Here is a 13,633-nt window from a genome sequence, read left to right as displayed (position 1 = left end):
ATCATGGATGTGGTCGAAAAAGCAATTAATATTTTGATTGTCGAAGACGAACTCTTAATTGCTAAAAGTTTAGCCCAAAAATTAGAAAAATTGGGATATCAAATCGCAGACATCGTTTCTTCAGGAGCCGATGCCATTCAGCGCGCAGGCGAATTGGAACCCGATTTAATCTTAATGGATATAGTCATCAAAGGCGACATTGACGGCATAGAAACAGCAGTAATAATTAATCAAGAATTAGATATCCCTATTATCTATACAACTGCCTATGCCGACGACGAAACTTTGCAGCGAGCCGAAAAGACTGGCTCTTACGGCTACCTCCTCAAACCGTTTAAACAAAGAGAACTGCACGCCACCATCAAGATAGCGCTGAGCAAACATCAAGAAGCAGTTAAAATGCAACAACTAATTGCATTAGCAGCAGCAAAAAGCGAAAACCGCTCGCGATTTATTTCAATGGCTTACCACGATTTAAACACTCCTTTAACTACCATACAGCTATCGGCAGAAATGTTGGAAGATAGCGAATTACAGAGATCATCAGGAACTACTAATAAAAATGTCGAACGCATTAAGAAGGCGGTCAGCAATATGAGTGAATTGCTGGAGGATATTTTAATGCTCAGCAAAGCCGAATCAGGCAAACTTTCCTTGAATTTAAATCAGATTAATGCGACGGATTTCTGCAACTCTATTTTAGAAGAACTGCAACCAATTGTTACCGACAAACACATCGTAACTTTCCGCAATCAAACAAATCCGGTGCACGCCAATCTCGATGCAAAACTACTGCACCACCTCCTGACTAATTTGCTTTCAAACGCGATTAAATATTCTCCAAACGGCGGCAATGTCAGTTTAGAATTAAGCTGCGAAAACCAGCAAATAATTTTGTGCGTTAGAGATGAAGGAATTGGCATGACAGCGGAATATAAGGGAAAATTATTTCAGCAGTTTGAACGGGGTGCTAATGTAGGCAAGATTAAAGGATCGGGGTTGGGACTTTGCATTGTCAAACACATAGTTGACCTGCATGGCGGTACAATAAGTGTGGAAAGTGAACTCGGTAAAGGTACTACATTTATTGTCGCGCTGCCTTTTTTAGTTAGTAGTAAGTAGTTAGTAGTTATTTATCCTTCTTCCTTCTTCCTTCTTCCTTCTTCCTTCTTCCTTCTTCCTTCTTCGATAAATCGATCGGGAGATAAAAGCTCGATCGCCCTATCTTCTTCTCCCCCCGCCCAATTAGCAAATCGCTCAGCCAAAGCAGGTACAATAGTCAAAGGATTGCTGAAACCCGAAAAAACGTGCAATCCAGGGCGATCGGCAATCGGCCCCACTACAGGCAAATTATCACCGCTAAATGCCACACTACACTCGTGCCAAGTTGCCGGTAAACCTGCCAAAGCAGGCAAAACTTTGCTGATTCCTGCACGAATTGCCGTTTCGCTGGTTTGGCGATCGACTTTAGCATTCAAATCGCTCAAAGTGCGCGACAATTGCCCGATCCGCAAACTCCCATCATGAAATTGAATTGCACCCGAATCTAAAATCGGCGGCTGTAACTCTTTACCCGGTTCATCCCAAAGAAAATCCATCTCAATTCTACTCGATTCAGCTTCCAATTCAAAACGTTTTAATACCGCAGGCATCACCAAAGTCCTCAGTTTTAAATCCACAGGTGCAGTTTCCAAAATCTCCGTGCGAGTAAAATAAACTCCCACAGAAACACCAGCCGCTTTCAGCAAACTCCGACTCCAACCTCCAGCACAAACCACAGCATTTTCACAGCGATAAATTCCCTGCGCCGTCTTGACTCCCGAAATCCGATTTCCCTCTTCTATAAACCCAATTACTTCAGCAAATTCTATAGTTCCTCCCAACGGTAGAAACCCTTGACAATAAGCTTTATTTGTGGCAGTCGGCGAAATGTGACCGTGACGCACAGTCAGAGCTCCGGCGATCGCACTTTTATTCAGCAAAGGTTCCAACTCCCCAGCTTCTGCAACGCTCAAAAGCTGCGGAACAATCGCAAAATGCGCGTAATTAGCCGCCGCTTTTTCGGCATCAGTACCCGCATCAATTGTCAGCAACAAATCCAACTCGCGAAACTCAGTATCAGCATCTAATTGGGCCGATAGATTGCGGTGACGTTCGATACCTTCCCGACACAATTGACGAGTTAAATCTGTCGTCCCTGACCAATAAGCCAAGCCACCATAACTAAAACGAGTAGCATTTTGCATCGTAGCATCTCGTTCCAAAAGTAGCACAGCAAAACCTTTTTTTGCCAGTTCGTAACTCAGTGACGCACCCGTAATGCCACCGCCGACAACAATCCAATCGTAACTTTTCATGAGCAACTCAAAGGGAAAGAAAATATCATGCTTAGATTTTAGCTTAGGTTTTTTCCGAACCAATCGAAAAACCTCTACCTACAGGAAGAGGCTGCCTGCGATCGCCCTAACTGAAACTTCCACCCCTCGGGAGATGTTTGTGCAGGGATATTTTTCGTTCAATAGTAGGAATTAGAGTCAGCAAAAAATTAGAAATACCAAAGAGGTTTTTATGAGTATCGACAAACCGGGCAGAGATATGGAGCGCACTGTCAATCCGGGCGATCGCATTTCCGACGAACCGCAAACCATCGAAGAAAAAGCCCAGCAACTGGCGGTAGACCACGTGCCAGACATCACGGGCGATGTTGTTACAGTTCCAACTTATGTGATCGTAGAAGAACAGGACGGGGAAAAGAAAGCCCTGCACCACGTCAAAGACGCGGAGGAAATTTCCGACGTAATTCGGCAGGCCCGCGTTGACGAAAATGGCGAGCGGATTTGGGATTAAGTTCACTTCAATAAAAACGGGTTTGTTGTACAAAAGTTATCTGTAGAAATCATGGAAACAAATCAAAGAAATAGTACGCCCTATCCCAATATTCCGCCGATTCTCGAAAGTGACGACGCAGAGTATCGCGACGCCGGCATTACGAGTACGCTTTCAGTTGCAGGCCATCCCATCCACCCCATCATCGTCATCTTTCCGGTAGCCTTTTTAGTAGGAGCCGCGGGTACGGACATCGGTTATTGGCTCACAAGCGATCCGTTTTGGGCGAGAGCTTCGGTTTGGCTGATGGGTGTCGGTTTTGCTGCAGGGATTTTGGCCGCAATCACGGGCTTTTTAGATTTTTTCAAAGTTAAAAGAGTGCGCGATCGCAGTGCCGGTTGGTTGCACATGGGCGGCAATGTGGCGGTTATGGTACTTACCCTGATTAACCTGGTGTTGCGACAAGGAAATCCGGCTGAGCCGATCGTATATACAGGTTTAGCAATATCGATCGTCGTTGCAGCTTTGCTGGGCATTACTGGCTGGTTCGGCGGCGAACTAAGTTTTCGCCATAAAATCGGCGTCATCGGCCCTACCAGTCATAATTCGTAGGTTTGTGACCGTTTGTAGTAGGGACTTCAGTCCCTCTTCAGTGGATAATTTAGGACTAAAGTCTTGACTACACACTTAAAGATTGTCCCAGCCAATTGAGATAAGCATCGCTGCCAGCGGTAATAGGAATAGCAATAATTTCGGGAACTTCATAGGAATGGAGTTCCTGAACTTTTGTTTTTAAAGCCTCAAATTTAGCCAAATCAGTTTTAATCACCAACTGCCATTCTGACTCGGAATGAATCTCGCCTTGCCAAGTATAAATCGAGCGAATTGGCGACAAACTCACACAAGCCGCCAGCTTGTGTTCAACTAGAGATTTAGCAATATTTTCGGCCTCCGCCTCCGATGCAGCAGTTACCAGCACCACCCCAAAATTAATTGTCATAGTCATCAGTGAACAGTGAACAGCCATCAGTCAACAGTCATCAGTCAACAGTCAACAGTCAACAATTAATTTCCGTAACTTCCCAAGAATTGACTCTACCCGCCCCAGCTAAGGAAAAATAGCGCCTCGTAGATTCCGGCAAAATAGCTCCCGCCAACAAAGCATTATCTAAATTAGCTCCTATTAACGTCGCCTCGCTCAAATCTGCTGCCATCAAATCTGCTTGACACAGCTTCGCCCAATTCAGATTTGCCCCTTTCAAACAACTTCCCTTCAACTTAGCCCCGGTTAAGTTTGCTCCCGCCAACTTCACCCCCCGCAATTGAGCCGCGCTGAAATTTGCTCCCGCCAAATTCGAGCCTTCCAAATTAGCTCCCATCAGTTTAGCTTCGCTCACGTTAACGCCGCTCAAATCTACACCGCACAGATTCACCCCTGTCAACTGCGCTCGCCGCAAACTGACTCCGGTTAATTCAGCTCCAAAAAGTTTTGCACTATTGAGCCTTGCACCGTAAAGGTTTGCCCATTTAAAATTAGCTGCCGTCAGATTCGCGCCCAGCAAGTTAACTAATTGCAAGTCGGCGCTGCACAAATTGGCATTCCACAACACAGCACCGCGCAGGTTGGCGCCCGTTAAAGTTGCGCCGCTTAACTTGGCTCTCGGCAATTTTGCTTTTACCAAAAAAGCTCCACTCAAATTAGCTTTTGTCAAATCTGCACCCGAAAGTTGGGTTTCACCCATTTTGGCAAAACTCAGATTTGTTCTTTGCATCTGTGCATCTTTGAGTGTTGCTTTGGTGAGAAACGCTCTGCTGAGGTTCGCCCCGGAAAGATTAGCTCGCGAAAGGTTGACTCCGATTAAGATTGCTCCGCTGAGGTTTTTCCCACTGAGGTCGGCTCCAGTAAAGTCTCTTTCTCCTTTTTCGTAATTGTTGAGCAGTTCACTAACTTCCATAGGGCATGATACCTTCTATGATTGGGGGGTTTCGATCCAGAAATCTTTACTGTTAAGGTTGTTTCAGAAAGGAAACTGTTTTAGAAAGGAAACTGTTTTAGCGTTTGCCTCAAACGGTATAAATTTCTTTAACATCACTTTCTGTTTAAAGGCAATCTCTTAATAAAGATTTTATATCTTCCACGCGGTAGCGATCGTCCTTTCGGTATTTTTGAATTAAAAGTTAATGTTTTGTGACATAGATAGTCATTGCTTAACGATCGATCGTTATTCGCAACTTCAGGCGCAGCGTGCCCTTGAACGCTGTGGGAGGTTGCCAGGAACTCAAGGCATTCTTGAGAGTCTCTAGGGTTTCTGTTGCTTGCAGCGTCGAGGTTTGAGGGTCGATCGCCACTTTCGCCACGCGGCCGTCTTGTACCGATAACTCCCACACCGTTTCACCGCTAACCCCCGCCGGGAGATTAACAGATTGCAAGTATTGAGTCAAAGCGGCGATCGCCCCGGTATCCAACCCTTCGGCGCTAACTACTTGAAGGCGAGAAGCCAAAGGCTTCTGGGCTGGCAACTCACCGTAACCTCGCTGCCGCGGCATAGCAGGAGCTGGACTCACTGGTGCCGAGTTGCGAGTCGAGGTAACGCTGCGAGTGCCGCCCCTAGTTTGCTCTGCGCCTCCAGACTCGAAAATACCCTCATAGCTGACACCCTGCGGCAATTCTACAGGCACTTGCACCCTACGACGAGATCCATCGGGTTCGACTCGCACTTCTTCGCTCACAGCCACAAAAGCCGTGTATTCCGACAGCAAGCGATAAGTCAGAGCAGTATTAGTCACAGCTTCCACCAGAGATTTAGTCTCCCCACCAAACATTTGATTCATTAAATCTTTAATGCGCGATCGACCCCAAAGTTGAGCTACCGCCGGATTGCCAAAATCCGTAGTGCCTGCTGCGACTGAAGTTGACTCCCGCTGCCGCCCGCCGGATTGAGCAAAATTAACAGGTAAAACTTGCTCGTAAGCTTTGCCACCTGCAAGAGTGCCGCGAATGCGAAGTTGGCCGTTAGCTCGATCGGTCTTTTTGCCAAACAAAACCAGCGGCCCACTCGCAAACAAGTCTGGAGGTGCGATCGGATAAATCTCCGGTTTTTCCCCCATTCCTTCCCAACTAATTTGAATATTAGTCAATACGGGACTATTAATTTCACGAAAAAACTTTTCTGCCGCTTCTGCCGACCGTTCATCTTGACGAATTACTTGAGACGTGCCTCTTCCCACTTCCGCCAAACGGTTGAGCAAAAACCGATTCACCGAACTGCCGACACCAAAACTATAAAGTCGATTTCCCGGTTTCAGACTCTGCTGAACTAGAGCCAGCACTTCATTTTCATTACCAATGTAACCGTCAGTAATTAGTACAATACTCCGCAGCCTTCCCGTTGCCGCCCCCGGAAAATTCATAACTGTTTGAATGCCGTTAAGCAATTCACTGCCACCGTTAGCCTGCAACTTTTCAATATAATTAATTGCTTTTTGTCGATTTTCGGGAGTATTTGCTAAAGGAGTTGTTGAAAGCGCTGTTGCAGTATTTGCAAAATCAATAATAGTAAAAGTATCGTTGGAATTCATTCCTTGAATGAAGCGGCGCATCAACTCCTTAGATTTTGCCAGCGGTTCGCCCTGTTGAGAACCGGAAGTATCCATCAGAAACACGACATCTTTAGGTACAATTTCATTAGTTTTGTAGTTTAAAGCCGGAATCAAATAAGTAGCAAAATGACCGCCCCGCTTGTCGGATTGAGTCAAAATAGTTGCCCGAGTATTTTCGCCTGCCACTCGATAGTGCAGAATTAAATCTTTATTTGGAATTGTGTCTAAATTCGCTAATTGGACTTGTACAATATTGCCGCTGCGGTGAGTTGTAATTTGATGGGAAGTAGAGCGGACGTCACCGATCGCAACTCCGGCATCTATTTCTACGGAAACAGTGATATTGTGACCAGATCGCGTTCCTGGAGGCAAAACAGGCGGGTTAATGCGATCGGCACCAGAACTATCGCCCCCCCTTAGCAAGGGGGGGTTGGGGGGGGTCAGATTTCCCGAAATATAGCGCGGCCCAACCACCATTGGAAACACAAATTCGTAATCGCCGCCGGCGAACTTGAGACTTTCCGTGTAGCGAATAGTAACTTCAATTTTTTCTCCCGGTTTGATATTAGCGAGAGACTGAGTAAAAATATTATCGCGTTCTTGTTCCAACAAACCCGCAGTCCGGCCTTGCTGTCTGGCTTTTTGGTAAATTTCCAAAGCTTCCTCGCGGCGTTTGATATCAGCTTTAATAGTTCGTGAGCCTATTTTAATTTCCATATCATCCACCGCCGCTTCGTCGGGCAAAGGAAATACATAAACAGCTTCTAAAGATTCGGGAAAAGGATTTTCAAACTTCTGAACAACTTCGACGCGGGAGATATTGCCAGCTATTTTAGCTTTAACTTCAGTCTGCTTGAGAGGAAAGACTTGTTCTCTGGCCGTATTTTGACCCTTGACGAACAAACCCCCGACAGGACAGCGAGTTTCGGGCGATCGTCCGCCATTGCAATTAACATCGTTACTAGCGAGGATTTTCGGCGACACAGACGAATAATTTTCCCCAAGAGCATTGGCCCGCGCCCCATTGGGAGCGAGCCACACGCCACACTCAATCGCCGCGAGCAATGCGATACCAGCAGAAAGCAACCGTTGAGGGGATAGAACGCAGACAAACTTCATAGCTGTTGTTTTTAGCAGACTTGAGGTGCTTTGTTTACCATGACTTTACCCTTTGCAAAACGTTCCTGAGTTAGCTTTCTGGGAAAAATGAAGAAACGGGCTGCAAAAACGAGCAGGTTTGATCGATCCTCTTCGAGGGCTTCGCCAACGGGCGATCGAGCCTAACCGGCAAGATTGTATAATTAAGTTAGACGATAGTTAAATAGCTCTAACCGAAACCCCTCAACTTCTAATAAATTGTAATTACCATGAATTTTATTAACCCCAAAACCGACTTTGCCTTTAAAAAAATCTTCGGCTCTGCTGAGAGTAAGGAAATTTTGATTAGTTTCTTGAATGCCATTCTCTACGAAGCACAGCCAGTTATCGAAGATTTAGAAATTATCGACCCCTATTTGGCGCCCAAAATCAAAGGAGTAAAAGATACTTACTTGGATGTAAAAGCGAAGATTGATGGCAACAAGACGGTAATTATTGAAATGCAAGTATTGAATGTAGAGTCATTCGAGAAGCGGATTTTATACAATGCCACTAAAGCTTATTCAATGCAGCTAACCACAGGAAGCCGTTACAGCTTGTTAAACCCTGTGATTGCTCTGACGATTACAGATTTTCAAATGTTTGAGCATCTGGAAACAGTGATTTCGCGCTTTGTTTTCAAAGAAAAAAGTTTTTTAACAGACTATCTAGCTGATGAATTTGAACTTGTATTTGTTGAGTTGCCCAAATTTGATAAGACATTACAGGAGTTAGAAACGCTGACAGATAAGTGGATATATTTTATGAAAACTGCTCAAATGTTACGGTCAGTTCCCGAAGAGTTGGGAAATGTGCCGGAACTCCGACAGGCTTTTGCAATTGCGAATGAAGCGAATCTCGCTCCTGATGAATTGGAAGATTTAGAAAGGCGAGAAATTTTTATTCAAGACCAGCGCGGTGCAATTACCAAAGCTACCAGAATTGGGAGAGAACAAGGCATCGAACAAGGCATCGAACAAGGCATCGAACAAGGCATCAAACAAGGAAAGTTGGAGTTAGTTGTGCGGCTGTTGGAGCGCCGTGTCGGCCCGTTGTCGCCGGAGATTCAAACTCGCATCAGTCAGTTATCCGCTGAGCAATTAGAGAATTTAGGGGAAGCCGTGTTAGAGTTGACCAGTGTGTCATATTTGACAGCTAGGTTGCAGACATATTTTTCATAAACCGAAAATAAGCCTTGATGAAGGTTGTTTTCTCGGCGGCTCGATCGCCCTTGACTGGTATCCGCCCAAAGCGAACTGACGAACAATTAACCGTTTTGAAATTGGCCTACGAGCTCAAAACCCCTGCAAACCGCCCGATCGAGGTCGTGGACTACTCGTCGTATCCCCAGCCGTATTTGAGAAATGGTCAAACACTGCTGGACAATTTTTGATTTTAGCTCTTAGAGTTGAGTGTTACCTTCTTAAATGAGAAAGATCTAAAGTCGAAAATCCTATGAGCAAATTTGTGTTTGTGACTGGCGGCGTGGTTTCCAGCATCGGCAAGGGAATTGTCGGTGCTTCCTTGGGCCGCCTATTGAAGTCGCGGGACTATTCAGTCTCGATTTTGAAGCTAGACCCCTATATTAACGTTGACCCCGGCACTCTCAGCCCGTTTCAGCACGGAGAAGTCTTCGTGACGGAAGACGGTGCGGAAACAGACCTGGATTTGGGGCACTACGAGCGTTTTACCGATACTTCCATGTCTCGCCTCAACAGCGTCACCACGGGTTCCATTTATCAAGCGGTGATCAACAAAGAACGCCGCGGTGAGTATCAGGGGAGCACGGTGCAGGTGATTCCGCACATCACTAACGAAATTAAAGAGCGAATTCATCGGGTAGCAAAAAATACTAATCCTGATGTCGTGATTACGGAAATCGGCGGAACGGTGGGAGATATTGAATCTTTGCCGTTTTTGGAGGCAATTCGCCAGTTTCGCAAGGATGTCGGCCGGCAAAATGTTGTGTATATGCACGTCACGCTGATACCTTGGATTCCTTCGGCTGGGGAGATGAAAACTAAACCGACTCAGCATTCGGTGAAGGAATTGCGGTCGATCGGCATTCAACCAGATATTTTAGTCTGTCGGTGCGATCGCCCGCTGTCTTTGGGCATGAAACAGAAATTGTCGGAATTCTGCAACGTACCCGAAGAATGTGTCATCACCGCTCAAGATGCTAAAAGTATCTACGAAGTGCCGCTGATGATGGAACAGGAAGGTTTAGCGCAACAAACGCTCAATTTGCTGCAACTCGAACATCGCCAGCCAGATTTGCATCAGTGGCAAACTTTAGTCAACAGGCTTTACAGTCCCAATCACAAAATTGATATTGCTTTAGTTGGCAAATACGTGCGATTGAACGATGCTTATCTTTCGGTGGTCGAAGCTTTGCGGCACGCAGCAATCTCGATCGGCTGCGACCTGAATTTGAACTGGATTAATTCAGAAGATTTAGAATCTGGAAACCTCGATAATTATCTCAAAGATATCAACGGCATTGTTGTGCCGGGAGGTTTTGGGGTTCGGGGAGTTGACGGCAAAATAGCGGCAATTCAATATGCCAAAAACCACAAAATTCCATTTTTGGGATTGTGTTTGGGGATGCAGTGTGCTGTGATTGAATGGGCACGCAACACCGCCCAACTAAAGGATGCCAACAGCGCTGAATTTGACCCGGATACATCAAATCCGGTAATTAATTTATTGCCAGAACAGCAAGATGTAGTCGATTTGGGCGGTACAATGCGACTAGGTTTGTATCCGTGTCGCGTCAACCCAGACACCCTCGCTTTCAAACTTTATCAGAAAGAAGTGATTTACGAGCGGCACCGCCATCGGTACGAATTTAACAACGCCTACCGCAATCTTTTCTTAGAATCAGGTTATGCAGTCTCCGGCACATCACCAGACGGCCGATTGGTAGAAATGATCGAATTGCCCAACCATCCCTTTTTCATAGCCAGTCAATTTCACCCCGAATTCCAATCTCGACCTAGCACCCCCCACCCCTTGTTTCAAGGGTTTATCGAGGCGGCTAGCCTCCAGGGAAAGCAGGATGTTTTAGAAGATGAGGGTCGCGACTTGGTTGCCGAGAAAGTTGCAGCAAACTGATCTCATATCATGTGCGATCGATTAGTTCTGATATATTAGATGTCTGTAGGGGCGGGTGAGAGTACACAATATTCAAATCAGGCAGACAATCCCTCGTACTCTCACCCGCCCAACCCAACAATCGGATTTGATTCGGGTCGCACTTACCAAACATGATATCGGGCAGCATCCTCAACGAGTGAAAAACCTCACCCCCCAGCCCTAGCATAGGGGTTGGGGGGCTAGTACCCGAAGGGAGAAGGCCAAAGGCAGAAGGCAGAAGGTAAAAATGCTGATTATTTTTAGTTAACTTTTTACCTTGGATTTCAATGGTGATACCAGTTTCAAAAAAAAATGCAACTTTAGGCAACTTCCCAACCCCGATAGTCATCAGTCATGCCCAATCTAAAATCTAAAATCTAAAATCAAAAATGGTATGAGTTGTCAAACTATCCTAAAATACCAGGAAACACAGGTTTGAGGAGGCTTTGTGGCTTATTGGAGCAAAATTACTTATGAGAAAAGTACATACATAATTGACCTTGACACTATTAGTGCTTTTTCTAGCGAACTGGATAACAAGCGTCTCACCTTTTGGCTGCCTAATAGCAGTCAGCCGATTATCCTCAATCCCCAAGGCAATTATGAGGCTTACAAGCAAGTTCTCGATTACCTCAAAAAAACCATTGATCGCAATTCTAGAGGATCGTGGATTAAAATTAATTATGACCGCAAAGAATTTGCGATCGATATGAGTCGAATTAGCTCTTTTGCTTGCGAACAAAACGGTCGGCTAAGCTTTTGCCTGCCTGACAGCGCAACTAATATTGTTATCCTCCGCCAAAGCAACCCAGAAACTTATCAAGAAATTCAGGAATACATTAAAAATACGACTGGACAATCTCTGCCATGAAGCAGTCATTAGTCATTAGTCATTAGTTAAAAGCATGAACAATCAAGGGAGACTATGTTGAGTAACTCCTCACATTCATTTTATTTTTTTTGAGCTAAAGTGCTTAGGTTGCACCGTAATTTTAGATATGAAAAAAGCGCAGTGAAATGCGCGGCTTTTTTAAATTTTAACTATTGAACAAGCTGCCAAGCTAATTTGGCTGCCCCTACCATGCCTGCTTGATTGCCCAATTCAGCAACCAATAACTGCAAATCTTCGCGAGAAGTCGGCAGAACCCGCCGCTCAATTTCTTCTCGAACCTGCGGCAAGAAAAATTCCGCACCTGCACTAATTCCACCGCCGATAATAATAGCTTCCGGCGTCAAAATATAAATGAGACTTGCCAAACCGATACCCAGATAGCGCCCGTAATTTTGCCAAAATTCTAAAGCTTTGGCATCTCCCGACTTAGCTAAATTTGCTAATTCTAGAGGTTCCAAACCCGTTTCCCGGCGAATTGCTTGCACCGAAACGTACTGTTCTAAAGAACCGCGATTGCCGCTGTTGCATTCCGGGCCGTCGGGATTTATAGTAATCAATCCTAGTTCTCCGGCCGCGCCTTGAGGACCTACAAATAGTTTGCCGTCTAGGATAACTGCACCGCCGACTCCTGTACCTAAAGTTATTAAAATTAGGTCTTTAAAGTGCCTGCCTGCGCCCAACCAAGCTTCTCCCAATCCGGCACAGTTGGCATCATTTGCTAAGATGGTCGGCAGTCCGGTTTTAGCTTCCACCCAGTCAGCGAGGGGGACGTTATGCCAGTTTTTGAGGTTAATTGCTACTCTGGCTATGCGGCCGGCGGCGTCTGCGGGGCCTGGAGTGCCGATGCCGATCGCACTTACAGCATTTTCGACCGGATTCAGTTGTAAAATAGCATCGGTCATCGCGACTAAAACTGCCTCTGGCGTTGCCGGTTGAGGAGTTGGAACAGTTAAGGATTGATGGCAAATGCCGTCTTCGCCGAATCTGCCGAGTTTAATTGCGGTTCCGCCTAAGTCAATGCCGATTACTTGTGTCATTCGATGTGGGTTTTGGATGCAATAATTGGGGACTAATTTTAATAGTATAAACCTCTTGTATGTGCACCTAGCACATCTTACAAATTAAGTTTTTACTGAGGACTGAATTCCTCAAACTTCTCTTTTAAAGGTATGATAATTAGCCACGAAAACGCTCATTAATTATTAATAGTATCATACCGATCGCAATACCTAGCCCAAATTCTGGATACAAGCGAGTTCGCCTATTTAATTTGGCCTAACTTACGTTGCGCTACCTCTCGGTTGTGCAAAGCATCGTGATAGTCTGGTTTGAGAGCAATTGCCTGGTTATAAGATGCGATCGCCTCTTCAAATCTTCCTAAATTATACTGCTCATTACCTCGATCGCACCACGCCTCAGCATCTACATTAACTTCCGATTCTGCCTCCGCACCCTCAGCGCCTGTGCGGTTCACTTCCCCAGAAAAACCCAAACCATCCCCAACAAACACCGCCTCAATCACCCTCCCCTTTGTATCCTCCTCTTCCACCTCCGGCAGCGGAAACCGTGTCAATATCTCCCGCCCAATTTGCCTCGCAACCTCTGACAATTCCCCGCTGCCAATTCTACCTAACAATACCAGCCGCTGCGCCAATTCCTGAAGCGATGCCACCGCATCCGTAGCAGCAGTCTCATCGTGTTCGCCCTCTAACAATCTTTGGCCAAACCGTCGCAACCAAGCCGCCAATTCACCATCTTTAAGGCGTTTTGCGATTAAAAATCCCGCTACATCCCCTCGACTCCAGCCGACATTCACCCCCTCCAGGATTTCCATGAATTTCGACTCGTATTCCGCGTCAGTTAGGGCGGGGCGGATGGCGGTATTTTCCGGCGGGGAGGGTGGAGTTGGGGTTCCGAATATTCGCTGAATTAGTCGTTTGAAGAATTGCAGAATTTTGTCTAGCATTTGTGAGATTGGGAGGGTGGGGTATTTTCTATTTTATAACACTTATCAAAAATAGATTACATATTGATTGCCAGCGA

13 protein-coding genes are annotated in these 13,633 nt (G+C 45.7%); 7 read left to right on the top strand and 6 right to left on the bottom strand.

The genetic code is table 11. The features are described from left to right. Positions 1 to 3: 3 nt before the first annotated feature. Positions 4 to 1,122 carry an ATP-binding protein gene (locus QT994_RS01615; protein ID WP_333171215.1) on the top strand — a complete coding sequence of 373 codons (1,119 nt, stop codon included), beginning with the start codon at positions 4 to 6 and terminating at the stop codon, positions 1,120 to 1,122. Positions 1,123 to 1,133: 11 nt separating this feature from the next. Here QT994_RS01615 and QT994_RS01610 read toward each other — a convergent pair whose 3' ends face one another. Further along, positions 1,134 to 2,357, bottom strand: coding sequence for an FAD-binding oxidoreductase (locus QT994_RS01610; protein ID WP_333171212.1), 1,224 nt, complete (start codon positions 2,355 to 2,357; stop codon positions 1,134 to 1,136). Positions 2,358 to 2,568: 211 nt separating this feature from the next. Here QT994_RS01610 and QT994_RS01605 point away from each other — a divergent pair, with 211 nt between their 5' ends. Both QT994_RS01605 and QT994_RS01600 read left to right on the top strand, forming a co-directional pair. After that, positions 2,569 to 2,847 carry a hypothetical protein gene (locus QT994_RS01605; RefSeq protein WP_333171210.1) on the top strand — a complete coding sequence of 93 codons (279 nt, stop codon included), beginning with the start codon at positions 2,569 to 2,571 and terminating at the stop codon, positions 2,845 to 2,847. Positions 2,848 to 2,898: 51 nt separating this feature from the next. Continuing rightward, positions 2,899 to 3,438 carry a DUF2231 domain-containing protein gene (locus tag QT994_RS01600; protein WP_333171208.1) on the top strand — a complete coding sequence of 180 codons (540 nt, stop codon included), beginning with the start codon at positions 2,899 to 2,901 and terminating at the stop codon, positions 3,436 to 3,438. 67 nt (positions 3,439 to 3,505) lie between these two features. Here the strand turns inward: QT994_RS01600 and cutA are convergent, their stop codons facing one another. From cutA to QT994_RS01585, 3 genes are all read right to left on the bottom strand, one after another. Further along, positions 3,506 to 3,826 (bottom strand): divalent-cation tolerance protein CutA, encoded by a 321-nt coding sequence (gene cutA / locus QT994_RS01595; protein ID WP_333171206.1) that lies wholly within the window; start codon positions 3,824 to 3,826, stop codon positions 3,506 to 3,508. Positions 3,827 to 3,884: 58 nt separating this feature from the next. Next, the gene (locus QT994_RS01590) at positions 3,885 to 4,781 is read right to left on the bottom strand and encodes a pentapeptide repeat-containing protein (protein WP_333171203.1); all 897 of its coding nucleotides are present in this window, start codon (positions 4,779 to 4,781) and stop codon (positions 3,885 to 3,887) included. A 253-nt stretch (positions 4,782 to 5,034) separates the two neighbouring features. Further along, entirely contained in the window at positions 5,035 to 7,545 is a 2,511-nt protein-coding gene (locus tag QT994_RS01585) for a VIT domain-containing protein (RefSeq protein WP_333171201.1), read from the bottom strand. A gap of 248 nt (positions 7,546 to 7,793) precedes the next feature. On the opposite strand from QT994_RS01585, the gene QT994_RS01580 reads away from it, so the two are divergent. The 4 genes from QT994_RS01580 (at position 7,794) to QT994_RS01565 (ending at position 11,569) form a co-directional block, all read left to right on the top strand. Beyond that, positions 7,794 to 8,744 carry an Rpn family recombination-promoting nuclease/putative transposase gene (locus tag QT994_RS01580; protein WP_333171198.1) on the top strand — a complete coding sequence of 317 codons (951 nt, stop codon included), beginning with the start codon at positions 7,794 to 7,796 and terminating at the stop codon, positions 8,742 to 8,744. Positions 8,745 to 8,761: 17 nt separating this feature from the next. Then, positions 8,762 to 8,956 carry a hypothetical protein gene (locus QT994_RS01575; protein WP_333046700.1) on the top strand — a complete coding sequence of 65 codons (195 nt, stop codon included), beginning with the start codon at positions 8,762 to 8,764 and terminating at the stop codon, positions 8,954 to 8,956. A 62-nt stretch (positions 8,957 to 9,018) separates the two neighbouring features. Then, positions 9,019 to 10,677: a CTP synthase gene (locus QT994_RS01570; protein ID WP_333171195.1), complete on the top strand. Its 1,659-nt coding sequence runs from the start codon at positions 9,019 to 9,021 to the stop codon at positions 10,675 to 10,677. A 469-nt stretch (positions 10,678 to 11,146) separates the two neighbouring features. After that, complete coding sequence (locus tag QT994_RS01565; RefSeq protein ID WP_333171192.1) at positions 11,147 to 11,569, top strand: hypothetical protein; 423 nt, start codon at positions 11,147 to 11,149, stop codon at positions 11,567 to 11,569. Positions 11,570 to 11,739: 170 nt separating this feature from the next. On the opposite strand, the gene QT994_RS01560 is transcribed toward QT994_RS01565, so the two are convergent. Next, a complete protein-coding gene (locus tag QT994_RS01560) occupies positions 11,740 to 12,627 on the bottom strand; it encodes an ROK family protein (protein WP_333171190.1) in 888 nt (295 codons plus the stop codon). A 224-nt stretch (positions 12,628 to 12,851) separates the two neighbouring features. Continuing rightward, a complete protein-coding gene (locus QT994_RS01555) occupies positions 12,852 to 13,556 on the bottom strand; it encodes a tetratricopeptide repeat protein (RefSeq protein ID WP_333171187.1) in 705 nt (234 codons plus the stop codon). Positions 13,557 to 13,633: the final 77 nt, after the last annotated feature.

Source organism: Microcoleus sp. S13_B4, from assembly GCF_036700885.1.
Taxonomy (GTDB): Bacteria; Cyanobacteriota; Cyanobacteriia; order Cyanobacteriales; family Microcoleaceae; genus Microcoleus.
This window is presented reverse-complemented; position numbering and strand designations above follow the sequence as displayed.